This is a genomic window from Eubacterium sp. BL-380-WT-2B (genome assembly GCF_009696115.1).
Taxonomy (GTDB): domain Bacteria; phylum Bacillota; class Clostridia; order Eubacteriales; family Eubacteriaceae; genus Eubacterium; species Eubacterium callanderi.
The window spans coordinates 400,015-425,278 of record NZ_VUMP01000005.1 but is presented as its reverse complement, the minus strand read 5'-3'; the positions used below and the strand labels follow the sequence as shown (position 1 = coordinate 425,278).

Here is a 25,264-nt window from a genome sequence, read left to right as displayed (position 1 = left end):
CCTCACAGAAAGTCGTTTTCACGCTTTAGTTTTTCACGGCTGAATTTTCCGTTTTCAAAAAATCGCTCGCCGTCCTTAAAATAGTACAGCTCACCCAAAAGCTCGTCTTGGCACAACACACAGGCATCAGCAAAGCTTTTGTCAACTTCATAGATAAAGTAGTCCATCTTTGCCTGCACCTCTGACAGACGGACCCGCTTTTCAGCATAGGGCATTGCCGCATCCTGCAATAGCGCTCCGTAGGATTTCCACACCTGGCTTCCAACAAGGACTTCTCCGTCTTCACTGATAACCTCCGTATTCAGGAACAGGGATACTTTCCTCCGATTATCGTCAATCAGGCGCATCCTTTCCTGTATCTCGGGAAAATTGAAAGTCCACAGATGCCGGTCCCGAAAAACTTCCAGATTTAAATCATTTTCTTTTCGGCTCTGCGCCTCAAGGCCTTCTAAAACGCAGGCATAAAATTTTGAAAATTCTTTATTGATCAGGATTTCCTGCATGGCCTTGTTGGCGCCGGTCAGCCTCAAATTATCGGCTTTACGGATATCCTTCTGATAAATCATATCGGGTGAATCCAGGTTGAAAAAATACACGACAGCGCCTTTTTTCCGGCAGGAACGGTTGATTCTCCCGAGAAACTGTTCCTCGGCGTCCAGAATAGAGGTGTCTTTAAAGCCAATGTCCATGTCGATATCGACGCCGGCTTCTATGACCTGGGTGGCTACCAGTATGATATTTTCTGCTGTTCTCACCTGGCTGATAATCCGTTTGCGTTCCGCCTTGTGGTCATCCCCGGTCATCAGTTCAATGGATACCCGATCATTTTCCACAACGTCCTTCAAACGGTTATAGAAATCAACAGCCGAAGCTTTTTTGATAAACTCAACCACAATTTTGTTTTCAGCGTCTGGATTTTTCCTGAGGGCGTTTGAAACCTCGAGGACCTTTTTTAAAAGCGCATCAAAGGTTTCTTCCGGTTCCAGCTCCAGCATGGAGAAATCCAGCTCTACTCTGTCTTTAAACAGGGGATTTTGAAAATAAAATTCCCGGTTTTTCACGAGATAAGTCACCTTTTCATCTCCAACACTGAGCCGGTTTAAATCTGGCAGGGTTGCGGACATAATGATCACTTTAAAATTTAAAATACGCGCATAGGCTTTCAGAAAGATAATGATTTCCTTCCAGATCCGGTTTTTATAGCTCTGTATTTCATCGAGAATGATGACGGAATTCGCCAGATGCGCCAGCGGAAATACCGCCTCGCGGCCTGTTCCGAAAATACCCTCAAAAAATTTCACATGGGTGGTCAGCACAATGGGATAGTGCATAAACTGCCGGGCCAGCAGAGACTTTTCATAATCAATTTTATCCTGCCTTGTATAATCCCATTCGCCTTCATCGGTCGTTTCCCCGTATTTCTTGATGGGTGTAATGCTGTTAATGACCCCCATTTTTTCGCCGAGGGCTTTCCCAAAGCATTCTTCCAGGGAATCCCGGGTTTGCTCGACCAGGGTGTTGAAGGGAAAAACGTAGAGAATCCGGTTGAGCTGTTGATCCTTTTTTATGAGCTGCAAAGCCAGATTGATGGAGGTTTTCGTCTTCCCAGAGCCCGTGGGCGCCTCTAAATAGTACACATTATCCTTTTGGCTATGAAGCAGATTTTCTTCTGCTTCTAAAAACAACCGGCTTCTTAAAATATTAATATCGCCATCAGGCGCTTGATCTTTTTTAATTTTTCGGATATTTTGTGTGACGGGATCGGCATTGAACGCATCTAGATAGGGCGTGACGTCATCCAGTACGCCAAAATCATCAACCGGGGCGCCGTTCATGTATTCTGAGGTTGCGTAGAAATCGCAGGCAACCAGAATAGCGTAGAGGAATCGGGTATAGATGTAAAAATCCACACATTTCCACGGGTTATTTTTATGTATAATATTCAGCCTTTCCTCAAAAAACAAACCGAGTCCAGCGGCAGTGTCAAAAGTCGTCAGATTCCTGTAAGCCTCCAGTTCCTCTCTCGTCTCGCTCAAATCATTCTCAAACCGCTCCAGAAAAACGCTGAATTCCGTCAGACTGCCGTGATGCTTTTGGATGACAAAGGTGTTGAGCAGCAGAAAAACGAAAAACAAATCATACTGCCGGTCGTCCTCTACCGCATCAATTTTTTGATAATAATAATCAAAATAAACGCGGGCTGAAAAAGCAGAGTGGTTCTGGTTATTGGATTCAGTGCGACTAAAAGCCTTGTTTTGCATCTTACCCCGCTGAAAATTGGGATTAATCTTTCCAATGTCATGCAGATAAAGGGTATTCAAAATCATTTCGCGCCACAAAGACACCGTTTCTCTGGCGCAGTCTGGAAAAAAGTTTTTTTCCAGACATCTGAACACACTTTCCAGGTGTTTTTCCCGGCACAGAAGGCCGAAATAATCCAGAGTTAAATCCAGATGCTCCTGTAAGTTTTCCGCTTTTTTTTCATCTTTGATGTGTGCATAAAAGGGCTTATCGGTTTCGATAAGCCCTGCAAAATCAAAAACTGGCGTCTTTTCAAAATAGGAATTTACTTTTTTAGAAAAAGACATAATGTCTCTCCTCCAGACGGAAAACGCTGGCCGCATCGGTCAGAGAAACCCGCTGATTCGTGTCGATCATCGCCTGTGTCACGTATTGGTTACACGCTGGTTCCAGAGCCACCGGAAGTCGTTCCTGGTATTTGTATGGTACTTCCCGGCCAAGAGGGCGGCGAGCAAAATTCTCTGACAGGCTGCCCTGATTTGCCGGAAAAAGTCCGTATACTCTCAAATTCTCCCTTTTTGTCTCTGCCTCCAGTTCCACTTCCTCCACATTTTCGATGACCGCAGTATGGTCGTTTTTTCCAAGGTAGGGTAAAAACTCAAACCGGGATTCTAAAATCCGCTCCGCGAGGTTCTCAGACTGTGGATCGTCTACGAGAAAAGCGATCTCCCACTTCGGATTTTCCAGCCATTGCTCCTTGACGATGAGGTTCCCGCCCTCCTCCTTAGAGGCATAGCCCACCGAATTGTTAAAGGTCTGTACCTTTTTGGGAATATAGCCCTTTTCATTCAGCGGACAGATCGATACCTTCAGTCTCTTCAGCTTTTCATAAAACTCCGGGTAGGTTTCTGCTTTAGTCTGCCCGTTATACCCCCGGAAGCCCATCACCGCACCAAATATTCCCAGCAGGGCGACCTTATGGATACAGCCGTAGGTATAATAGCAGTAAGTATTGACATCCGGTTGTTTGAAAAAAGCGGTCTTCCCCCTTAACAGAAATCTCAGGGCTTTCATTTTAAAGCGCTTCCTTTGTGAAAATATGGTAGGCCTTCGCCTTATCCAAGCTGCCTTCCAGGATTGTCGTCAGGGGATTATAATAGATTTCTATGGATAAAATCCGGTCGCCAAAGGCGTTTAACAGCTCGTCTAACCCTAAAGATATGACGCCTTTTTCATTATCCTCTGTTTTTTTAAATCGGATAAACTGCGCTAAATCCGGCAAGTACAGATCCGCTTCCGTTTCCACAAACAGGCCAAACTCATTTTCACAGCCAACCTTTGCATTGGTGTTAAAGGCCGTGGCTGCCATTAAAGCGGCTTCCTTGAATTTTTCATAATCGGCTTCAGTATAGCCTTCAGTTACGCCCATTTCCACAAAATCTTTGTAGGCTGTCGGATTAATGGCAAATCCGTAAAAATAATGGGCTTCGTTGCTGACAATTTTTGTGCCGAGGGTGGACTGCTCGGCATCTTCCTTTGTGCCATCTCTAAAGGGTGACAGTATCTGCTGTTCTTCAACATTATGGCCGTCATATTGATTAAAACCCTGGGTGATCTGGACCGCCCCGGTGATGGAAGTGTTATTACCGCCCTCCGCAAAGGTTGCACCGAAGTTTTTGACATCGATGGCCTTAAAAAGATTTGTTAACACTGCTTTATTATCATTTGTTTTTTTAAGATCCTCTACCTCAAAAATCTGTTCATAGCGCTCCTTCAATGATCGCGGACGCACCTTGATGCCTTCTTTTTTATCTTCTTCCGCTTTGAAAGACTTAATATAGAGCACTTTTTCTCCCTGTTCATCCCACATTTTTTTCATGGGGTATTTAAAGGCTTTGTCACTGCCAAACACCTCACCTGTTGAAATCGCTTTTGGCATTCCGCTAAAATCGGCATTCCAATTGGCCATAATTGATTTAATTCCGAGCACACCGTAAACACGTTTATTCATTTTCTGCTTCTCCTTCGTTTTTATTTTTCTTTTCATAGACCAGGCTTCTGTCCAAATATCCCGCGATAAGCATCTGACTGTCCGTTTTTTTATTCTCTGGGATATGCAGCAAAAACATCGAGTATAGCCTTGAAATCCTCTGGGGGTATTTAATCGCGTAATTATACTTTTTATACAATCTCTCTAAAACAACCTGAAGCTGCTGCGCTGTTCTGGCGTTAATAACCGGATTGACGAGGGCTGGTGTTGGTTTGCTTGACTGGTTTAAAGAAAGCAAAAACTGGGCGATCTGTCCGGCAGCATAATAATACATTGCATCGTCTTCAATTGTACTCCGCGTGTCGCTGTTTATCATTTCACTTAAACGCTCAAAAATCTCTTCATATGTTTGTTCCATTCTTTCTCCTCCTTCAAAATAATTCAATATTGATTCCCGCACATTAAACTGTTCGATCGCTTTTGGAATATGTCTGTTTAAAATTGAATTTTTAATCAATACCAGCGAGCTCTCCGCAAAAAAGGATCTTACAGCCACGGACTCTCCTTTAAAAAACCAGTTGAAATACCCGGTACGGCACCTGAGCAGCTCCTCCTTAACTTTTGTATCATTGAGCCGGATATCCTTTGCGTCTGTAAAAAAATTTGTGATTAAAAACTTTTTAAAAAATACTGAATTAATAAGTATTTTTACATCTTCGAGTTTTTTAACTTTTTCATACACTAGATCTGTCGCATTCTTTTCCGGAACAGGGATATACTGTTTCAACTCAATGGGCTCGATTTCCGCTTCAAACCCTGTAATCTCGTCGAAGTCGTGGATTTCAAGCTCTTTCCCCTTTTGTATTCGCAAATAATACCCTCTAAAGGATTGTTTGAGTGATTCGTTGTTGCTGAGCGCTATTATTCCGTCTTTCTCGTTTAAATAAATATTATTTTTCCCAAGACAGGCCTGATTGTATAAATAATCGAAAAACTTATTTTGAAGCGCTAATTCTTTAGAAGAAATAAGATAAGGCAAAGTATTTTTACGGGTTTTATTATCAAGATAGGGCTTTTTATCATTAAGTCCCATATTGTCATTCGATAATCCAAAGATTTCATCTTCAATTTCGACGTTATATTTCGTCTTATTATAAGCATTAGGAACTATATAACGCTTACTTTCTTTCTGATATAAATTTATATCCTCTTCAAAATAAATTTTAAGATAATTTTTATCGTCTTTTAAATTATTATCTGAAATAATCGTAAAAATATGTTCTTCAATCCAAGCTTTATACTTTTCTATTTTATTAAGTTCTGGTTCTCCAATTTCTTTTTCGACCATATCATAAAGCTTTTGGCCTTTTTTGTCATATTTTTTCTTTGGCTCACTTAGACGATCATAATATCCTTTGATAACTTCTTTTGACAATAGAATTTTTCCAGTTTTATCGGGCTTAATATTATTTTTTTTCACCCAAAAAGAATAATAATTATTGCTATGAATTTTCTTATTCTTATCCATCGGCTTATCTGTAGAGATAAGTTTAGAGAGATAATCCTTTTCAATAAAGCTTTCAAAATCCTCCGGCGGTTCTTTCTGCTTCGGCAGTTCTTTAATCTCTTTAATCGCTCCATTCCTGTCGACCAAAACATAAGAGCCTTCCGCTGGAACATAGGTATCTAAAATCAGGCTTTCTCCTTTTTCTTCATAAATTTTTTTAAAGACATCAAGGCATTCCTTAAGCATTCTCTCACCCCTTTCTAAAGGTATTTATAAGCGCAGAAGCCGTTTCCTCTTGCGTTATTTTCCCCAAGCCCGCAGCCCAGTGCCATGTAGGCAAGCTCCTGAGCCATGGGATTCTGCGCAAGCTGTAAAGTAATCTTGTCTCCCAATAAGGTTATTCCTTTATAAGGACAGGAGATCGGGCCTTTATTGTCAAATTGCAGATGCGTGTAAAGATCAAAGTCTTCGTCACATTTTTCACCCGTGAAGTTGTTATATTTTTTGATCAGGTTTTCCTTAAGTCTCCGTTCAAATTCATCAAGTGTGACAATCTCTTTCCAGTAACCGCCGCCGGATTTCTGGATCACTGGCGTTAATGTGTAGATTCGGCCGATGGGAATTTTTTTGATTCTTCTTACGGTCATGGTCAGAGACTTCATCTCTTCGGTATAAGCATTGATGAGGTGTTCCTTGAAATAATTCATCAAATTTTCATCTATTGTCCGTATCTGTATGGTGTAAATTTTATCCTGCCTGTAAACCCTCTCGCGTTCCACCGGGAAAAACCCAGAGAAACAGTAATTTTTATAGCCGATCTTTTGATGAAACGCCGCCATCTTTTCATTCTGCACCAGTGCTTTGTCAATCAATGCGCTGATTTTTTCCTGAACTGAATTAATTGAAATATCCTTGAGTAAAAATACTTTTAACCGTCCTTCGTACACATTCATATAGTTCACCCCCGTTATATTTTTTCTAAAACTCAAAACACATTTTTTATTTTGCTTTTTGGTATTTTCCTCGCTTACTTCTTTACATACATTCTATTCTCCAAAAGTATATTTGTCAAGCACTTTTTGTTTATTTTTTCAAACGTAAACTAACTGATTCTATTCGCTAAAAATATAGATTCAAACAACGCCATTAACATCAACAAAAAAATCCAAGCGTTTGATTCCGCTTGGATTATACAGTACACTTACATCGCATGTTAAACTTCAAAAACTATTTTTCAAACATAAACTAACATTTAAATACATCTACACGTTAAACTTCAATCTTCTATTTTTAAACGCCAAACAACCTCCGACAATTCTCAAATGTTGTTTCCTGCACCTCTTCCACTGGTATCTCCTTAATCTCTGCGACCTTTTCGGCCACAAAACGGACATAGGCGGGCTCGTTGCGTCTTCCCCGGTAGGGGACTGGGGTGAGGTAAGGGCTGTCGGTTTCGATGAGAAGCCGGTCCAGCGGCATATATTTGACCACATCAGGGGCTTTTCTGGAATTTTTAAAGGTCAGGGGGCCGCCGATGGAGAGGTAAAGCCCAAAATCGAGGAGAATTTTGGCCATCTCAACACTTCCGCTATAGCTGTGAAATACCCCGCCGACATTGGGATCAAGACAGGATTTTACCATATCCAGGCAGTCGCCGTGGGCATCGCGGTCGTGAACGATGATGGGCTTTTTCAGTTCATTTGCCAGGCCGATCTGTTCCTCAAATACCTTCTTCTGCAAATCTCTCGGAGCGCCATCGTCATAATAATAATCCAGGCCAATTTCTCCAATGGCCAGTACTTTATCCTGTTCACACCACTTTCGGATCATTTTTGGGTGCTTATTTTTATCAAAGGACGCGCAGTCAGAGGGATGAAACCCGACACCGGCATAGACGATATCATAGGTCTGGCTCAGCTCTATAGCGCGAACGCTGGTACTTTCCTCGGTGCCGGGGTTTAAAATAAAACCGATACCGGCCTCCCGGGCATTTTCGATGATCGTATCCACTTCATTTTCAAAACGCTCATCATCTAAATGCGCGTGGCTGTCAGCTAACATTTTTATCACTTCCTTCTGGTTTATTATAATCGAACAGATGTCATTATGAAAGTCCTTAAAAAGATTTATTTCCAAATTTCCAGAATAAATTCAAAAAAGAGAAAAACCCTCGCAACGCATAAGGGGGACGTTGTCTCGAGGGTTTCTCTATAGGGGAGAGGGGGGGTAATATATGATTTTATTCCGCTGTGAGCCTCACTACTCACAGCTCAATAAACAAATCTGCACCGCTTGAAACAGGGGAGTTTCAATTGGTATTTGTTTATTTGTCTATAGTATACAACCTTTTGAAAATAAGTCAATAGTGAAATGCGTTGCACCTTTTCTGTAACAGTTTTCACGATAATGATACTCGTTTTCGCTCTCACTTTGTGCAAACTTCCCTTCAGAAAGTTTTAAGCTTTTTGTGTTCTCGCCGATGTTTTATTCTGTCGGTCCACTTCCATGGTAATTCTTTTCTTCCGAACATTGCTTAAAATTTCTGTGAGTCCGTCACTGTCCTCAGCCTGGATCATTTTTTTCATGGTGTCCATACTTTTTTCAAACTTTTCAATCTGGTCTACCAATGCTTCCTTATTGCAGATAAACAGCTCTGTCCACATGCCTGCATTGATCATGGCAATGCGTGTGAGGTCTCCGAAACTGCCGCCTTCATAATCCGTGATGTGGAGATCCTCCTCACTGTCCACCAGGGCACTGGCGATAACATGGCAGAGCTGCGAGGTAAAGGCGATCTTCTGGTCGTGGACTTCTGCAGTGGTTTCCACGATATTCACAAAGCCCAGATTGCGGATAATCTCTTTGATAAAAGCCAGATTTTCCGGTTTGTTTTCCGGCTGAGGAACTAAAATATAATTGCGGTCCTTAAAGATGGCATCATCTGCATTGCCGAAGCCTTCTTTTTCGCTGCCGGCCATCGGATGGCCCAGAATCAAATCCAGATCCTCCCGAAGCACTCCCCTGAGTTGATCGACCAACAGCTTTTTAACGCCGGTAATATCAGTGATAACAGCGTTCTCTTTGAAGTCCTCCATATATTCCAAAATAAAATCCAGCGCAAGCTGTGGATAAAGACAAATCACCACCAGATCAGATACTCCCAGAATCTGGCGTATCCCTTCCGGTTCGCTGACACCCCAGTCGATAACCTCTTTCCTCAGAGCGTCCTCCAGAACCTCCTCGTTAATGTCAAAGGCGCAGATCTTATCCGGCCCCTGCTTTCGGATGCCCATGGCCAGGGCGCCGCCCATGAGCCCCAGACCGATAAAGCTGACGGTTTTTCCTTTTAATGTCTCCATCCTAAAGAACCTTTCCCTCAAATTCTGCGTATTTTTTGAGTGTGGTCATAATTTTATTGAATTCATCTGGCGTAATGGCCTGGTCCCCGTCACACAACGCTTCCTCAGGCTTATTGTGCACCTCAATCATAACGCCGTCCGCGCCGGCGGCAATGGCGGCCTTTGACATGGATTCCACCATCCAGTTAATGCCTGTGGCGTGGCTGGGGTCAATGATCACGGGCAGATGGCTCTTTTTCTTGAGCAGTGGGATACAGCTGAGGTCAAGGGTATTGCGGGTCGCGTTTTCAAAGGTGCGGATACCGCGTTCACAGAGGATCACCTGCTCATTGCCGCCTGCCATGATGTATTCCGCTGACATGAGGAATTCCCGCATGGTAGCGGACAGGCCGCGTTTCAGCAGAATCGGTTTATCAATTTTGCCAAGTTCCTTGAGCATGGTGAAATTCTGCATATTACGGGCGCCAACCTGAATAACATCCACCTCATCAAAGAGCGGCAGCTGAGACATGTCCATCAGTTCAGTCACAATGGGCAGCCCGGTTTCCTTTTTAGCCAAAAGCAGCAGCTCCAGACCATCTGCGCCCATCCCCTGGAATGAGTAAGGCGATGTTCTGGGTTTGAAAGCGCCGCCTCTCAAAAATTTAGCGCCAGATGCTTTGACAGCTCGGGCAATTTCAATGATCTGTTCCTCACTTTCCACAGAACAGGGGCCTGCGATAACGGAAACATGGCCCTCACCGATGAGGTTTCCCTGAACATCAATAATTGAATCATCCGGATGGAAAGCACGGTTTGCTTTTTTGTAAGGCTCCTGTACCCGCATGACCTTTTCAACGATATGATTTGAACGCAGCTTATGGACGTCAATGGTCTGGGTCTCTCCAATTAAACCTAAAATTGTATGATCCACCCCTTGAGAGTAATGGATTTTTAATCCCTGGTTCTCAATGGCAGCGGCCAGTTTCTGTACTTCTTCTTCCGGGGTTCCTGGTTTTACGACAACAATCATTTGTATTTCTCCTTAGGTTTTTATTTGAATTCACGGCCTGCATGTGCACTTGCAGGCATTTTAGGGCAAAAGAAAAGGGAGACTCACCGAGTCTCCCTTAATAAACTGATTTTTCTTCAGTATTGGAAAATTTACAATGCCTCTATGACACCGCAAAACGACTCTCAGGTGAACTTAATTTCATGCACGCAAAGTAACCAGCACCATAATAATAGCCCTGGCTAAAGTAAAAGTATGCATTTAAGCTCATTCTTAAATCCTTCATGACGTTTTTCCTTTACTGAGTTTTTTAAGTTGTTTTTCATTATAGACCTGTTTCCGCGAGTTGTCAACGCGTTTTTGTAAAAATACATTGGGGGCTGGTAGGGAAAAGTACATCTCATGTTAAATCTTCACATGGTGCACAAAGGAGAAATGATTGTCCCGGCAAAATTTAAATACATCTCATGTTAAATCTTCACCGTGATCACCCTGATCGACAAAGCCACCCTGACCCAATTTAAATACATCTCATATTAAATCTTCACATCCGCGGCTAGCCCATTCTTTGCCTGGAAATCTCATTTAAATACATCTCATGTTAAATCTTCACAGAAGTATCGGAGGTATTTTAGATGGGCCTCATTGTATTTAAATACATCTCATGTTAAATCTTCACATGGTGGTATCTTGTATTAAGGTGTCAATCTTTCCGTATTTAAATACATCTCATGTTAAATCTTCACGAAGTCAGGCAATCATTGATAAAGCTCAAGGTGTCATATTTAAATACATCTCATGTTAAATCTTCACAGGACGGGGCTGATGGTAAGAATGGCAAAGACGGCCATTTAAATACATCTCATGTTAAATCTTCACTAGAAGCTGGTTTTCTTCCCGCCAGTATTGGTGAAATATTTAAATACATCTCATGTTAAATCTTCACTTACAGACAGTGCTTCGGGCGGGACATTCCAATTTTATTTAAATACATCTCATGTTAAATCTTCACCGGATATCGAAGGTTTTTCCGTCAGGAATTAACTTATTTAAATACATCTCATGTTAAATCTTCACTATTATTCAAAGTGGAATCGAGTTAATTTTTGCGTATTTAAATACATCTCATGTTAAATCTTCACGGTTTAAACCACAAGGTCATCCGGTTTAATTATAGATTTAAATACATCTCATGTTAAATCTTCACCACAGCATTCAAGCCGTTTTTAATAACACCAATTTTGCTCAATCCGTCTGGTCAGGGCCTTTTCTCGATATTTTCCCAGGTTCTGGCTTTGTTTAGCCTTTCTTTTCATACAGAGGCTTAATCCCTTCTGTTAACGGGCTTCTGGGTTTTTGGCATTTCTTAGCCCCTGGTAAATCTAACGGTTAAAACCGGATGAGCTCCTGATAGATCTTTTCGATGAACTGGTCCGTCATACCGGAGATATAATCAATGATGGCCCGGTAGAAATCCAAAGGTTCTTCGGGGATGTGGTAGATGATCTGGTTTTGCAGAGGACATCCTTCTGTCCGCCGGTCGGTCTGATTCCAGTAGTCGCTGATCCAGTTCATAAAATTGGTAGTTAACAGGGGGAATTGCTTTTGAAAATAGGGAAGTTTTTCTGCGATCTCGCCTCGATTGTAGAGCTCCTTCAGCGCGTCGTACACCCGGTGTATAATCAATTCTCCATAGTCTTTATAGCCGTTCAGCCGCTCGTGATGGTAGATGTTTTTTACATTAAAATCCTGGATATTTTTCAAGACCTCGAAACCCTCGTCAGAAAAACGCAGGCCATTCGCAACAGAGCTGTTTTTTCCAAGGTCCAGGATCAAAAGGTGAATCACCGTGGTGTTGTTGACATTTCCTCTGGATTGTCCCTGCTTTTCAAAATACTCTGCCACGATGCCGTCAAGTATCTCCAGCTGGCCGTCACTCAGGATATCCAGCGTTTGCGCGTCCTCGATGTCACGGCCCAGGTAAGATATTTTGTCGGCCAGCTTAACCACACAGCCCTCCCATGTAAAGGGTGAAAACTGGTTGACGCGCTTAAAGGTTGACAGGTCAATGGCTTCTTCTCTTGGGTACAGGGCGGCCTCGCTGACTTCGCCGCAATGGGAAATAATACCATCCCGCACCCCGTAGGTCAAATCAAGATTATATTTTTTCCGGTCCGGCCCTTCCAGAAGCTCAATATTATCCACAAAGTGCAGCCCGTTTTTTTCATGCCAGTAATACTGACCATTCTGGCCGCTCCACAGCTTCTCATCTCGGACAATGTCATTGAGCACTTTTTCACCGTGATGGCCGAAGGGCGGATGACCCAGATCATGGCCGATGGCAATGGCTCTTGCCAGCTCTACGTTAAGCCCCATGTACTCACAGATGGTGGACGCTACCGATTCCACGTAGTTTACATGCTCGATACGGGTACTGATGTGGTCATTCCCCGGCGAGAAAAACACCTGGGTTTTATGCTTGAGACGCCTGTAGGCTGTACTGTGGAGTATCCGTGTAAAATCTCTCCCAAAGGGTGTGCGGATATCGCCCTCCTTCTGGTACAGCGTATGCTGTCTGGCAGTGGCGGCCTTCCATTTTCCGGACTCTGGAACAGTTGCCACCCTGGCCAGACGTCCCTGTGTATTGATCATTTCCTGTCACCTTCTTTCCGTAAATTCTAAAAAAAGCCCTCCGGGCTTTCCGTCGGGCTTTCTTCCACAAATGGATTCCTCAGGTCCAAATGCTTCCTTAAATTTTATTATACAGCACTTTTAAAAGCCCGTAAAGCATTATTTGCATTGACAAGCATATGGAATAATGGTATATTACATATAATTCTTATTAAATTAATATGTTTTCATGCATTAAGGAGATAAATCATGGATAAAAACTTGAAATTTGAAACCCTCCAGCTTCACGCCGGACAAACCCCGGACCCTGTAACCCATTCTGTGGCAGTGCCCATTTACCAGACCACTTCCTACGCCTTTGACAGCACCGAACACGCAGAAAACCTCTTTGGCTTAAAGGAAAACGGCAATATCTACACCCGTATCATGAACCCGACCTCTGACGTACTGGAAAAGCGTATGGCCGCCCTTGAAGGCGGTGTCGGCGCTCTGGCGGTAGCTTCTGGCTCTGCGGCTATCACCCTGACGATCATGACCATCGCCCAGGCCGGTGACGAAATCGTCGCTGCCTCTACCCTTTACGGCGGCACCTTCAACCTGTTTGACGCGACTCTGCCAAAATTCGGCATCAAAACCACCTTTGTGGACCCGGACGATCCTGCGAACTTTGAAGCTGCGGTCAATGAAAACACCAAAGCCATTTACATCGAATCCCTCGGCAACCCCAGCATCAACATCGTCGATGTCGAGGCTGTTGCGAAAATTGCCCATGACCATAAAATCCCGCTGATCATCGACAACACCTTTGCCACCCCTTATCTTTTCAGGGCACTGGATTTTGGCGCGGACATTGTGGTTTACTCTGCCACCAAGTTCATCGGCGGCCACGGCACCACCATCGGCGGCGTCATCGTGGACGGCGGTACCTTTGACTGGGCAGGCAGCGGCAAATTCCCGGAATTCACAGAGCCTGACGAAAGCTACCACGGCATTGTCTACACCCGGGATGCCGGTGAGGCTGCCTTTATCACGAAGGCCCGCGTCCAGATGCTCCGGGATACTGGCGCCTGTATCAGCCCGTTCAATTCCTTTTTGCTGCTTCAGGGCCTTGAGACCCTCTCGCTGCGGCTGGACCGCCATGTGGAAAACACCCGCCGGGTCATTGACTTTTTATCCGGCCACCCCGCAGTTACCTGGGTAAATTATCCTGACCAGACAGACAGCAAATACCATGCTCTGGCCAAAAAATATTTTCCCCGCGGCACAGGCTCCATCTTTACCTTTGGCATTAAAGGCGGCATTGAGGCTGCACGCAGGTTCATCGATCATATCCAGATTTTCACCCATCTCGCCAACGTAGCGGACGCCAAGTCCCTGGTGATCCACCCGGCGACCACGACCCACCAGCAGCTTTCCGGCGACGCGCTGCTGGCAGCCGGCATTACAGAGGATATGATCCGCGTGTCTATCGGTCTGGAAAACGCCGGTGACTTAATCGGCGCCTTAGACGACGCGCTGCAGCTTTCACAGAAATAGAAACAGGGAGAGTATAATCAAATGAAAGTCTATGAAGAATTAACCGAGCTCATCGGCGGCACACCGCTGCTGAAGCTTAACCACCTGATGGAAAAGGAGGCGCTGGAGACTAACCTTTTCGGCAAGCTGGAATTTTTCAATCCCGGCGGCAGTGTCAAGGACCGGATCGCCCTGTCCATGATCCTCGACGCAGAGGAGAAGGGCCTCCTTGCTCCCGGCGGCACGATCATTGAGCCCACCAGCGGCAATACAGGCATTGGCCTGGCTTTGGTGGCAACCCTCAGAGGGTACCACCTCATTCTGACCATGCCGGAAACCATGAGCATTGAACGGAGGAGCCTGCTCAAGGCTTTTGGCGCAGAAATCGTCCTGACCGATGGCGATATGGCCATGCAGGGCTCCATCGACAAGGCCAGAGAGCTTAACCAGAAGATTCCAAACTCCATTATTCTGGAGCAGTTTGAAAATCCCGCCAACCCCATCGCCCATGAAAAGACCACCGCTGTCGAAATTTTAGATGACCTGGACGGAAGCGTGGATATCTTTGTGGCCGGCGTTGGCACAGGCGGCACCCTCGGCGGCGTGGGAAAGGGGTTAAAGGAAAAAAATCCAGACGTGCAGATCATTGCTGTGGAGCCCTGGAGTTCACAGGTGTTAAAGGGTGAGCCCGCTGGCTTTCACGCCATCCAGGGGATCGGCGCAAACTTTGTTCCAGCGGTCCTGGATCTTGACATCATCGATGAGATCATTCCAGTCAAGGATGAAGACGCCTACGCCTACGCCCGTGTGTTAACCAAAACTGAGGGCCTTTTGGTCGGTATTTCCTCCGGCGCCGCGGTCTGGGCAGCCATAGAGCTTGCCAGGCGGCCAGAAAACGCGAAAAAAAACATTGTTGTCCTGATGCCCGACACAGGAGAACGCTATTTATCCACACCGCTTTTTAATTAAATAAAGCCCGGGCAGGCCGGATTGCAAGGCGCAGCAATCTGGCCTTAACCGACATTAACTAAAAAAGGAAGTGACTCTATGCCTATTAAAATCCCAGGCGATCTGCCTGCTTTTCAGATTCTCGAGAATGAAAACATCTTTGTCATGGACCAGGACCGGGCAACCACACAGGATATCCGTCCGCTGAAAATCGCCATCATGAACCTGATGCCCACCAAGATTGTTACCGAGACCCAGCTTCTGCGGCTCGTGGGCAATACCCCTATCCAGGTGGATGTCACCCTTTTGCAGTCCGATACCCATGACTGCAAAAATACCGACCAGGCGCATCTGGATACTTTCTATAAAACCTTCAGCGATGTACGCTACGAATACTTTGACGGCCTGATCATCACCGGCGCGCCCATCGAGACCCTCCCCTTTGAGGAAGTGGACTACTGGGACGAGCTGGTGGATATCATGGACTGGAGCCTGACCCACGTCTATTCCACGCTTCACATCTGCTGGGGCGCCCAGGCGGCTTTATACCACCACTACGGCGTGCCCAAGCACAACCTGGACCACAAGCTCTTCGGCGTTTTCGAACACCATCTTGAAGAAAAATACATTCCGCTTTTCCGCGGCTTTGATGATATTTTTTACGTGCCCCACTCCCGTCATTCCGAGGTACGGCGCGAGGATATCGAAAAGGTACCAGAGCTCTCCATGATGGCCATGTCCGACGACGCGGGCGTATACATTGTAACCGCCAGGGAAGGGCGGCAGATCTTTATCACAGGCCACAGCGAATACGACTGGGATACTCTGAAAAAAGAATACGACCGGGATGTCTCTCAGGGGAAGCCCATCAATGTTCCCAACAACTATTACCCGGGCGACGACCCTTCGAAAAAACCCGTGGTGCGCTGGCGAGGCCACTCCAATCTGCTTTTTTTCAACTGGCTCAATTATTACGTTTATCAGGCAACGCCCTATGACCTGGATAACAATCCGGATTTTGATCATCACTAAACGATTTTCCGCAAAAGCTGTACCATTCCTCAAAGGGATGCTACAGCTTTTTGTTTTCTAAAAAACTTCAGCCATCACGCTCAATCCCAGCGTTATAAAGGACAGCAGCCCCTGCCGGCAAATTGCTTTGTCCCGGCAAGTATGATATAATTTGTTCTGTAAAGGTACCAAGAAAGCAAACTATAAAAAATACTGATCTTTTATGAAAAACAATTTATATTTTGGCCTGTAAATGATCGCACCCGAAAGAAAGGCAAGCTCTCCATGAATAAAAATAATCAAAAAAGCAAGGACGGAAACTGGCAAATTTCCTTCTCGCCGATTTTTCGGTATGTTGCTGTTTTTTGTCTTTTAATTTTTGCCACCATTATGCTTGGCGGCGCTGTTTTGTCCTTCAGCCAGATGAAATCCAACGCCCAGGTTTTATTGTCGAATGTCCATGCGCAGACTTCGCAGCGCATCGACGAATCCATTACGCTATTGGAATCACTGGCAAGCCTGCCGGAGTTTTATGACCCAAATGTCCCGCCCATTGAAAAGGTGAAAAAGCTCGACCAGATGTCCCCATACTTCGACTACCTGATGATCTGTTATGTGGACTCCAATATCACCGTCTACTCCGATGGTTCCGAGCCTGCCAGCCTGGCCAGCCGGGATTATATGCAGCGGCTGTTTTCCACCGGACAGCGCCAGGTTACCGACAGCTTTGCCGCCGGAGCCGACGGTGTAACCCTCAATTATACAGTGGCTGTTCCTCTGCTTGACGCGCAGAATAATATTACCGGCTGTCTCTTCTGCGCCATCTATTTTGACGAGGTGGTCGATATTTTAAAACAGTCCGCGGCCACCAGCGGCTATGAGGCAACCCTGATCGGTTCACAGGGGCAAATCATGTCCTCTACCGCGGGGCTGCCCTACGGTGAGCCGCTGATGAAGGAGCTGCAAAACGCCAGGGTCATCGGCACAACGCCGGATAAGCTTCAGGAACAGCTCTTAGCCGCGGAACCAGGGGATTACTGGAGCCTCCAGAACGGCAGTCTTGTCTACACTGCCTACCAGCGGGTCGAGGACACAGGCTGGGATTTGCTGTGCTCTGTTGATTTCCGTACCGCTTTCCTGGGAATCCTCCCCAGCCTCCTGTTGGTCGCGGCGCTGGCGGCGCTGCTGTGTCTTGGACTGTCCTTTCTGCTGCGGCGTTATATTGCGGGACAGATGCATAGCGTGGACCTCCTTGTAGAATCTGTGGAAAAGCTTGAAAAGAAGCTCTATCAGGATGAGCGTCCCGAAAACGTCGATTTCAATGAAATTATCCGTCTGACCAGCGATGGCCTGTCCGACGCCTTAACTGGTCTGGTGACCCGTTCGGTATTTCTCAACCAGGCCGAGGCCCAGCTGCAGAAGATCAATCCCGAATATACCAGCGCCCTCTGCTTTGTGGACATGGATAACCTCAAATCCATCAACGATACCTACGGCCACTACGGCGGCGACGTCGCCCTGAAAAATGTAGGCTATATCCTTCGGGAATACGAGAAGAAATACGACGGCCTCGTCAGCCGGTACGGCGGTGATGAGTTCGTCATGCTGCTGATCAACCTGGACGACGAAGCTGAACTGCGCAGCGTGCTGGAGGAGCTTGTTCTGAGGCTTCATTCTGAAATCGGCTCAGCCGGTCAGCAGATCAATGTCCAGTGCAGTGTCGGCGTATCCCTCTGCCAGCCTGGCATGAAGCTGGAAAAAATGATCGCCGACGCCGATGAGGCCTTGTACTTTGTGAAACAAAACGGAAAAGGTTATTACAAAATTCATCAGAACTGAGGTGTGTATGAAACAGCGTGTCAAGCGGCGGCTTCTGGCCTGTGCCGTTATTCTGCTAATCCTGGCTTTCACCGCAGCACTGGGTATGGGCATGACCCGGGCGCTGACCGGCATCCGCCGGAGCGACGCGGAGCAGATTCTCCATTTTTACAGTGAAGATATCCAATTTCAGCTTCAGGGCCGGTTAAACGAAGCTGACGCCCTGGCCCAAATGGCATTGATCATGGACAGAAGCAGCACTGCCTGGTTTGAAAACGCAGCGGCGCCTCTGCTTTCGCAGGAGCAGGTGCGCTATGTCTGCCTGATCGAAGGCGATACCATTACCAGCGCCCTTCCCAGGGAAACCTTCGGCTATCAGACAGGTCAGAGCCTGAGGGATTTATCCTATATTTTTACCCTTTCCAAGGTCGTCAAAGAACTTGTGATCGAGGGTCCTGTTGTGCTGGAGGGCGCATCAGATGACCGGCCGGTCTTTCTCTTTCTGCAGCCCTTTGTCAAGGACAACGCCTATCTGGGGGAGGTAGCCCTGGCTCTGGACAGCGAGTATGTCTTGGGGCAGCTCAGCCTCCAGTATCTCTCAGACCAGGGATATGACTATGAATTATGGCGTGTTAATCCCCAAAACGGCGGCAAGGACGTCATCGCCGTTTCAGGCAGTAATATCGATTTCTCCAACGCGGTAAAAACCTCCTTTAACCTGCCGACAGAGTGGAACATCAGCATCCAGCCGACAGACGGCTGGATTTCTCCCACCAACCGGGCTGTCATCATCAGCAGCTGTTTTGCCGCTGCACTTCTGATGCTGGGTATGGCCTGCGCGATGTACCAGTCCCTCACACGAAAATGGATTTTAAAGAAGGTCTCCACCGTGGATATCCAGACAGGTCTTTACAATCTGCCCGGTTTTACCGCCGCCCTGGATGGATGGCTCTCCGACGCTAGCAGGGGCCCTGTTTATCTTTTTTACTTTGTGTACGAAAGCTACAATCAGGTATCACAGCTGATCGGCCCGGCAGAGGAATCCATCTTTTTAAAGAGTATTCCCGAGCGTCTCAATGCCTTTATCCAGAGCCCCTTTATCGCAGGGCGCCTGGGCGATGGCAATTTCGCCATCGCCGTCTGTGAGGATATGAGCCTTAACCAGCAGGAGGACTTCGCAAAGGGCGTAACGCTTGAGCTCCTGCTGAGAACCCGCCTGAACGGCAAGAAGCTCTTTTTAACCACCCACTATCAATACAGACACTGCAGCGCCGGCAGAAACCAGGCCGAAAAGGAAATCACCGCACTGGTACACAGCTATTATGAACACCGTTCCAGCGAATCGCCTGCCCACCGGCTTACCGAAAAATGCCGCCAGCTGATCGCGGGGCAGAATAATGTCACCTTTGACGAATATACAGACCTTGAAATGATGGAGCTCTCCAAAACCTTTAATCAATACCGGAAACAGGTTGAGCAGCTGGCCTACTTTGACCCGGTCTTCAATGTGGGGAACCGGTCAAAATACCAGCGGGACGCCAACATGCTCATCTCCTATGATAAAAAGCGCCCCTTCAGTCTTTTCTGTGTGGATATCTGCGCCTTCAGCCAGTATAACCAGCTGTTCAGCGCAGATATCGGCGACAGAATTTTGCATGAGGTTGTACAGCGTCTGTCGCGGCTCTTCGGCAACTACCTGTACCGCATCAACGGTGACGTCTTTCTGGGCATTACTCTGTCTGGCGAGGATGAAACCTCTTTTGCCACCAAGCTCCAGACCCTGCTCTCATCACCGGTCACAGCCGGGCACGCCACCTTTACCCTTCGGGTGCGCACAGCCGTTTGCCTCTACCCCGCAAACGGCCCGAGCCCGGAAATTCTTCTGGACCGTATCCAGTCCGCCATGCGCTACGCCAAGGAGTCCGGCCAGAAGATCATGTTCTACAATGATGAGCTGGACGAAATTATCCGCAGCGAGGCCGATATTATAACCCGGCTGGAAGCCGCCATTAAAGAGGAAACCCTTGAGGTCTGGTATCAGCCGATCATGCACCTGGCCACAGGCTCCTTTAGCACCGCAGAGGCGCTGGTGCGTCTGCCGGATGGTAACGGCGGTTATTTCTCCGCCGGCCAGGCTGTCGCCCTGGCAGAACGCAGCGGCATGGTTGACCAGCTCGGCAATTATGTCCTCAGCCGGGCGGGCCGGTTTATCAACGCTCAGGGCAAGGCTCTGGGTTTAAAAAACATACATGTCAATCTCTCGGTTCAGCAGCTTTTGGTGGAAAACATTTCAGACCATCTGCTCAGCATCATCCGCGCTTCCGGCGCAGACAACGGACAGATTACACTGGAATTAACCGAGAGCGTCCTCATTCAGTCCATTGAGCACGCCTCTTCCACTCTCGAAGCCCTGCGCCAGGCAGGCATCCAGATTGCCCTGGATGATTTTGGCGTAGGCTACAGCAGCCTCAACTACCTCTTTAACCTGCCCGTAGACGTCATCAAGATTGACCGTTCGCTGACCCAGCAGATCTGCACAAGTCATAAACAGCGCGCCCTGCTCAACAGCATTGTAGAGATGGCCGAAGTCAATGCGCTGACGGTTGTGGCCGAAGGGGTTGAGACCCTGGAAGATCAGAGGGAGGTCGCGGCCTCCGGGGTACAGTATATCCAAGGCTATTATTACGCGCGGCCCATGTGTGAAGAAGCCCTGACTAAATTTTTAAGCCAGAAGACCCGCGCCTCAGACAATTAAATCAAGCTTAACAAAAACAAACGCCGCCTGCAAAACCGTTTTTAGAACGGCAATGCCAGGCGGTGTTTTTTAAAGACAAAAATTTATTTAAAATAACTTTGAAAAGAGTTATGCACAATTAAGCTTGCAAATTTATAGAAGAGGGGATATAATGATAAAGCAAAAGCAAATAAAAAGTGCGGCATCCGGCAATGTGCGGGAACACATTACCGGCTTGCGCAGGTGAAGACACCACCATACACAACGGCCCTCCCGGGCACGTACCGCTTATTTATTATATGCCATTTTGTGTTTTATCACAAGTGATTTTTTGTGCGCCAAGGTAATAAGGCAGTGTATTTGTGTAACGCGTTTTCGGAGAAAGAGATCGAGGGGACTTCTGTATCCTTAATTCGTTTTTTGAAGCTGTGTATGGTCACGTCTGGCCCTGCATGGCTTTTTTGTTTGCCTTCTGCGGGGCAGCGGGGCTGAACCTCTGTCCCGCGGATAAAAAACACAATGACGGAGGAAAGAAAAATGCAGGAACTCGACCACAAGGCCATTGGCCTTCGCATCCGCAAACAGCGGACCTTTTTAAATATGTCACGGGACCAGCTGGCCAGAAAAATCGGCATCACCCCCACCTTTCTGGCAGATATTAAGCTTGGCACAAAGGGCTTTTCACTCAAAAGCCTGAATTATTTCTGCAGCACCCTCAAAATGTCGTCGGACGCGATCCTCTATGGGCCGCGGGAGTACATGGGTACAAAATATTCAGCCATACTGGAGCTGCTTGAGCGCTGCCCCAAGGATAAAGGCAAATACGCGGAAGAGATTCTGACCCTGTTTCTGCTGAGTCATGACCCGGTTGAGGAAGTACCCAGAGCCCAAAAATAAAAAAAGCAGCCCGCCACGGCTGCTTTTTTACGCTACAAAAACAAGGTTTAGTCTGCTTTATTCAAACAGCACTTCTTGTACTTTTTTCCGCTGCCGCAGGGGCAGGGATCATTCCGGCCAACCTTTGGCGGGGCGACGATGGGCTGCTGTTTTGGCGGTTCACAGGAAAAATCAGGCGCCTCTGTCACCGTCGTATAGCGGTCCTCCGCGCTCCTGCTGACGGCCCGGCTTTTTTCCAGCCATTCGTCCGCTTCCTCCGTTTTGCCAAGAATGGTGCAGACCTCGGCGATCTCGTCATACAGGAGGTCGATATCCCGGTAGTGGAGCAAATCCAACTCAGGCTGCTTGGCGCATTCTGCCAGCACAGTATCGATTCCCCTTTTATAAATGGTGTAAGCCCTCTCATTATCGTCACCGTGCCTTCCGCCATATTCTCTGGCGTAGCCTGCCCAGAGATAGACATCTTCAGGATCTTCCTCGAGCATTTTTTCAAAAAGGGCGTCTCCCTCTTCACGCTTTCCCAGTAAATAATAAAGCTCTGCCAGGTTCTGCTCAATATCTCCCGTGCTCCAGGACCGCTCAAACTCCCCGAGCATCGTCGTGCAGAAGATTTCCCGCTCCCGCGCTTTACCTCTTCCGGAATTTAAAAACACCATCTCCAGATCGCCAAGCCAGTTCCCAAAGCTGACACATGCCCTGCTATTCGCCTTGCTGTCAAGGCAGGCCAAAAAATTGCGGCTCCCCGTTTTACGGTTTTCCTCAACGAACTTTTCCCATATCGGGTACCAGACATCAATGGTTTTATCGATATTTTTTTCTACGAAGCTATACCCTCTCCTCATTTCCTTCATCAAGTCGGCTGTTTCTTTTTCTGTAAACATTTTTTCCCCTTAATCTGCTTTAATTTGTAATGGTTTAATCATAATACATTTCGAAGTAAATTATTCTTACAAAAAATTATTTCCGAAATGCTTTAAAATTTTATTTTACCGGTTCGGCCGTTTCAGGCGATGCTGCCGTCTCCTCCTCCAGATCTTCGGTTTCTTTTCTCTGATAACTCAGTCCTTCTTATCACTTTCACGCGGATTTGGATTTACATTTGCCTCGTTTTCTGCAGCCTGCGCATGGATCGAGAATTTCAGAAAGCACCCGCTCGTCAAGTGTTTCTATTATTTCTTTTTCTTTATACAAAATGTTATAAGCCTCATACTTTCTGTGATTCCGGATTTCCCTTTCGCACTGTGCTTTCAGGTCTTTATTTGTTCTTTGCCAATAGTCCATTTCCTCATCTTTTCCGAGGCTTTCGCACAGCGCTGCAAAGCCCGCTATAAAAATATCCGCGCCGTTTTCTATGAGTATGCTGGCATCCATTCTGCTGTTCAAAAATGCCGCCGCACCTCTTTCACAGATACGGTAAGCCTTGTTCATATCTTTCTTTGTTTCTTTTTTCGTATAGTGCTCAGCGTAGCGCTGCCAGCCAAAAAAATTCACCGGATAATCTGCAAGCGCGTTTTCCACCAGCGCATTGGCTTCATTTTCTTTGCCCTGCAGATAAAAAAGATCGGCCAGGTTAACCTGAAAAACGTTCCGGATATTGCCCGTATCAAAATCATTCATCATAATTTTGCAGAACTCTTCCCGCTCCTTCTCCCGATTGCGTCCGGACCAGAAGAAAGCCGACACCAGATCATCAAACCAACCGCTGATTTCCATCGCTTTCCAATAATCCCTGATGCCCGCATATAAATAGGTGCTCTTCATTGCTTTACTCTCATTTGCAATTTTCAGGAAAACCGAATACCAGATATCGATCGCTCTGTTTGCATCGCTCTCATACAATTCATCCCCCTGAGCAATTTCTTCCAATAGCACGTCTGTTTCAATTTCTGTAAACATATTAAATCCCCTTACTTTTGTAATGGTTTAATCTTAGCACAGCAAGGAATAAAAGTAAATCATTTCTCATAAAAAATTATTTTTCTTAAAGATAACTATGTTTTGTTTTTAACAATCTTTCTTCTCTGCGGCTTATTCACTTCAGATCAATCATACGACCCCATCAAACATAATTTTTAACCAATAAAAAAGCAGCCGTGGCGGGCTGCTTCTTTTACATTTCCGACGATCTTTCAGAAACCTCTTTACAGTATTTCTCTACTAATCTCTGGGCTGTTGTCGGGCTTACCTCAAGGGCCTGCGCGAGCTTTCTAATGGTTGGATACTGCTCATATGCTTTTTGTACCAGCTCCTTTTTAAAGGCATCCACTCTTTTGTTTAGGCCCATACCTGTTTTTTGGTAGTCTGGAAGCCTCTTTGTCTCCTCCAAAAGGTAATCCGGCAGGTTCTTCATGGCAATCTCATTTCCCCGGCCTGTTACCACCAGGCGTTCGATCAGGTTTTTAAGCTGCCGGATATTACCCGGCCACGGGTATTCCTGAAAAAAGTTTATGATCTCTTTTGAAAATCTTTTCGACTTATTATAGCTCAGATTAAAATGTTTCAGGAAAAAGTTCGCCAGGGGGAGAATATCTTTTACTCTTTCTCTTAACGGGGGAATAATGGCTTTAAAGGTACAGATTCGCCAATAAAGATCTTCCCGAAATTCTCCCTTGTCCACCAGCTGGTCAATATCCTTATTGGTGGCTGTTATGATGCGCGTATTCACATATTTCATTTTTGTGCTGCCCACAGGCAGATAACGTTTGTTTTCAATGACATCTAAAAGCTTTGCCTGTATTGACAGCGGCATGTCCCCAATTTCATCTAAAAATAAAGTTCCCTCATTGGCCATTTCGATTAATCCCACTTTTCCAGCTTTGCTGGCACCGGTAAAAGCGCCCCCGGCATAGCCAAAAAGCTCTGACTCCAGAAGCGCTTCTGGAATTGCGGCACAATTCAGTGTCATGAAGAGGCCTTCCTTATGGCTGTTCTCGTGAATATATTTTGCCATATAGGTCTTGCCAGTCCCAGACTCTCCCAGGAGCATAATGGGGATGGACGATTCTGATACTTCTTTTAATTCACTGACAACCTTCCAATACTGATATGAAACGCTGATCAACGGAATCTCTTCCGACTTAAAATGACTCTTAGAGGACCGGCTTTTTTTATTATAATCAACATCCCATTCCTTTACTGGTTCTTCCTGCACGGTTCCAATAATCATCTCAATACAATGGGCTTCATTGAGGACAGGAACGCCAATCGTATAAAAAACAGAATCTGAAGGGATAAAATATTGCCGCAGGAACGCAGTATCCTTTTTTGAATGGAAAACATCAAGTCCCGGAGGCGTCCAGTAGCCCTGATACACATCCGCATTATTACGGTTGATCATTTCTTCTGGCTTTAATCCATAATGCCTTATACAGGCAGGATTTACATACAAAATTTTTCCATCAGCATCGTAAACAATATGCTCATTATAGCTGTTTTCAAGCACTGTTACAAAAAAGCTTTTGGGCAATGAATCCAGATAAGCCAGATATTCTTTACTCGGTTTATATTTTTTATACATTTCCATGCACCTCTGCGTTCATTATAGGAACATATTGTACCATAAATGGTGCAAAAACACAAAGAGCTATATCGTTTAATCTGCTGAATTCATTATTTTATCACT

The 25,264-nt window shown here is 46.1% G+C and carries 17 protein-coding genes, 1 pseudogene and 1 CRISPR repeat array; of the genes and pseudogenes, 6 read left to right on the top strand and 12 right to left on the bottom strand.

Features of this window, described 5'->3' with window-relative positions:
* Positions 1-2: 2 nt before the first annotated feature.
* The 9 genes from cas3 to FYJ53_RS12245 form a co-directional block, all read right to left on the bottom strand.
* On the bottom strand, positions 3-2,588 hold the full coding sequence (gene cas3, locus FYJ53_RS12285; protein WP_148428575.1) for a CRISPR-associated helicase Cas3': 2,586 nt from the start codon (positions 2,586-2,588) through the stop codon (positions 3-5).
* Entirely contained in the window at positions 2,575-3,315 is a 741-nt protein-coding gene (gene cas5b, locus FYJ53_RS12280; protein WP_148428573.1) for a type I-B CRISPR-associated protein Cas5b, read from the bottom strand. Before cas5b ends, cas3 begins: the two co-directional genes overlap by 14 nt.
* A gap of 1 nt (position 3,316) precedes the next feature.
* Entirely contained in the window at positions 3,317-4,252 is a 936-nt protein-coding gene (locus tag FYJ53_RS12275) for a type I CRISPR-associated protein Cas7 (protein WP_148428571.1), read from the bottom strand.
* Positions 4,245-5,984: a type I-B CRISPR-associated protein Cas8b/Csh1 gene (locus FYJ53_RS12270; protein WP_148428569.1), complete on the bottom strand. Its 1,740-nt coding sequence runs from the start codon at positions 5,982-5,984 to the stop codon at positions 4,245-4,247. The genes FYJ53_RS12275 and FYJ53_RS12270 overlap by 8 nt, the downstream gene beginning before the upstream one ends.
* A 14-nt stretch (positions 5,985-5,998) precedes the next feature.
* The gene (cas6, locus tag FYJ53_RS12265) at positions 5,999-6,691 is read right to left on the bottom strand and encodes a CRISPR-associated endoribonuclease Cas6 (protein ID WP_148428568.1); all 693 of its coding nucleotides are present in this window, start codon (positions 6,689-6,691) and stop codon (positions 5,999-6,001) included.
* A gap of 337 nt (positions 6,692-7,028) precedes the next feature.
* Positions 7,029-7,799 (bottom strand): TatD family hydrolase, encoded by a 771-nt coding sequence (locus FYJ53_RS12260; RefSeq protein ID WP_148428565.1) that lies wholly within the window; start codon positions 7,797-7,799, stop codon positions 7,029-7,031.
* Between the two features lie 395 nt (positions 7,800-8,194).
* On the bottom strand, positions 8,195-9,097 hold the full coding sequence (locus FYJ53_RS12255) for a prephenate dehydrogenase (protein WP_013378491.1): 903 nt from the start codon (positions 9,095-9,097) through the stop codon (positions 8,195-8,197).
* 1 nt (position 9,098) lies between these two features.
* A complete protein-coding gene (aroF, locus tag FYJ53_RS12250; RefSeq protein ID WP_090412141.1) occupies positions 9,099-10,109 on the bottom strand; it encodes a 3-deoxy-7-phosphoheptulonate synthase in 1,011 nt (336 codons plus the stop codon).
* Between the two features lie 366 nt (positions 10,110-10,475).
* Positions 10,476-11,295: direct repeats of the CRISPR family, unit length 30 nt; unit sequence ATTTAAATACATCTCATGTTAAATCTTCAC.
* Positions 11,296-11,477: 182 nt separating this feature from the next.
* Complete coding sequence (locus FYJ53_RS12245) at positions 11,478-12,740, bottom strand: deoxyguanosinetriphosphate triphosphohydrolase family protein (protein WP_013378487.1); 1,263 nt, start codon at positions 12,738-12,740, stop codon at positions 11,478-11,480.
* A 228-nt stretch (positions 12,741-12,968) separates the two neighbouring features.
* Between FYJ53_RS12245 and FYJ53_RS12240 the strand changes: the two genes are divergently transcribed.
* The 6 genes from FYJ53_RS12240 (at position 12,969) to FYJ53_RS12215 (ending at position 21,642) form a co-directional block, all read left to right on the top strand.
* A complete protein-coding gene (locus tag FYJ53_RS12240; RefSeq protein ID WP_154557357.1) occupies positions 12,969-14,255 on the top strand; it encodes an O-acetylhomoserine aminocarboxypropyltransferase/cysteine synthase family protein in 1,287 nt (428 codons plus the stop codon).
* 21 nt (positions 14,256-14,276) lie between these two features.
* Positions 14,277-15,203 carry a cysteine synthase A gene (cysK, locus tag FYJ53_RS12235; RefSeq protein WP_148428561.1) on the top strand — a complete coding sequence of 309 codons (927 nt, stop codon included), beginning with the start codon at positions 14,277-14,279 and terminating at the stop codon, positions 15,201-15,203.
* Between the two features lie 78 nt (positions 15,204-15,281).
* Positions 15,282-16,214 carry a homoserine O-succinyltransferase gene (gene metA, locus FYJ53_RS12230; protein WP_013378484.1) on the top strand — a complete coding sequence of 311 codons (933 nt, stop codon included), beginning with the start codon at positions 15,282-15,284 and terminating at the stop codon, positions 16,212-16,214.
* Between the two features lie 264 nt (positions 16,215-16,478).
* Complete coding sequence (locus FYJ53_RS12225) at positions 16,479-18,032, top strand: sensor domain-containing diguanylate cyclase (RefSeq protein WP_148428559.1); 1,554 nt, start codon at positions 16,479-16,481, stop codon at positions 18,030-18,032.
* 7 nt (positions 18,033-18,039) lie between these two features.
* Positions 18,040-20,766 carry an EAL domain-containing protein gene (locus FYJ53_RS12220; RefSeq protein ID WP_148428557.1) on the top strand — a complete coding sequence of 909 codons (2,727 nt, stop codon included), beginning with the start codon at positions 18,040-18,042 and terminating at the stop codon, positions 20,764-20,766.
* A 516-nt stretch (positions 20,767-21,282) separates the two neighbouring features.
* The gene (locus FYJ53_RS12215; protein ID WP_148428555.1) at positions 21,283-21,642 is read left to right on the top strand and encodes a helix-turn-helix domain-containing protein; all 360 of its coding nucleotides are present in this window, start codon (positions 21,283-21,285) and stop codon (positions 21,640-21,642) included.
* 47 nt (positions 21,643-21,689) lie between these two features.
* Here the strand turns inward: FYJ53_RS12215 and FYJ53_RS21880 are convergent.
* The 3 genes and pseudogenes from FYJ53_RS21880 to FYJ53_RS12200 all read right to left on the bottom strand — a co-directional run.
* Positions 21,690-21,767, bottom strand: a pseudogene (locus FYJ53_RS21880) (SEC-C metal-binding domain-containing protein); the annotation flags it as partial.
* Between the two features lie 952 nt (positions 21,768-22,719).
* A complete protein-coding gene (locus tag FYJ53_RS12205; protein ID WP_148428553.1) occupies positions 22,720-23,538 on the bottom strand; it encodes a hypothetical protein in 819 nt (272 codons plus the stop codon).
* Between the two features lie 214 nt (positions 23,539-23,752).
* Positions 23,753-25,159, bottom strand: a complete 1,407-nt coding sequence (locus FYJ53_RS12200) for a sigma-54-dependent Fis family transcriptional regulator (protein ID WP_013378477.1) — start codon at positions 25,157-25,159, stop codon at positions 23,753-23,755.
* Between the last annotated feature and the right edge of the window lie 105 nt (positions 25,160-25,264).

Bases quoted from the DNA above. Each gene is read 5' to 3' on its own strand.
- cas3 (WP_148428575.1), bottom strand. From the start codon at position 2,588: ATGTCTTTTTCTAAAAAAGTAAATTCCTATTTTGAAAAGACGCCAGTT.
- cas5b (WP_148428573.1), bottom strand. From the start codon at position 3,315: ATGAAAGCCCTGAGATTTCTGTTAAGGGGGAAGACCGCTTTTTTCAAA.
- FYJ53_RS12275 (WP_148428571.1), bottom strand. From the start codon at position 4,252: ATGAATAAACGTGTTTACGGTGTGCTCGGAATTAAATCAATTATGGCC.
- FYJ53_RS12270 (WP_148428569.1), bottom strand. From the start codon at position 5,984: ATGCTTAAGGAATGCCTTGATGTCTTTAAAAAAATTTATGAAGAAAAA.
- cas6 (WP_148428568.1), bottom strand. From the start codon at position 6,691: ATGAATGTGTACGAAGGACGGTTAAAAGTATTTTTACTCAAGGATATT.
- FYJ53_RS12260 (WP_148428565.1), bottom strand. From the start codon at position 7,799: ATGTTAGCTGACAGCCACGCGCATTTAGATGATGAGCGTTTTGAAAAT.
- FYJ53_RS12255 (WP_013378491.1), bottom strand. From the start codon at position 9,097: ATGGAGACATTAAAAGGAAAAACCGTCAGCTTTATCGGTCTGGGGCTC.
- aroF (WP_090412141.1), bottom strand. From the start codon at position 10,109: ATGATTGTTGTCGTAAAACCAGGAACCCCGGAAGAAGAAGTACAGAAA.
- FYJ53_RS12245 (WP_013378487.1), bottom strand. From the start codon at position 12,740: ATGATCAATACACAGGGACGTCTGGCCAGGGTGGCAACTGTTCCAGAG.
- FYJ53_RS12240 (WP_154557357.1), top strand. From the start codon at position 12,969: ATGGATAAAAACTTGAAATTTGAAACCCTCCAGCTTCACGCCGGACAA.
- cysK (WP_148428561.1), top strand. From the start codon at position 14,277: ATGAAAGTCTATGAAGAATTAACCGAGCTCATCGGCGGCACACCGCTG.
- metA (WP_013378484.1), top strand. From the start codon at position 15,282: ATGCCTATTAAAATCCCAGGCGATCTGCCTGCTTTTCAGATTCTCGAG.
- FYJ53_RS12225 (WP_148428559.1), top strand. From the start codon at position 16,479: ATGAATAAAAATAATCAAAAAAGCAAGGACGGAAACTGGCAAATTTCC.
- FYJ53_RS12220 (WP_148428557.1), top strand. From the start codon at position 18,040: ATGAAACAGCGTGTCAAGCGGCGGCTTCTGGCCTGTGCCGTTATTCTG.
- FYJ53_RS12215 (WP_148428555.1), top strand. From the start codon at position 21,283: ATGCAGGAACTCGACCACAAGGCCATTGGCCTTCGCATCCGCAAACAG.
- FYJ53_RS12205 (WP_148428553.1), bottom strand. From the start codon at position 23,538: ATGTTTACAGAAATTGAAACAGACGTGCTATTGGAAGAAATTGCTCAG.
- FYJ53_RS12200 (WP_013378477.1), bottom strand. From the start codon at position 25,159: ATGTATAAAAAATATAAACCGAGTAAAGAATATCTGGCTTATCTGGAT.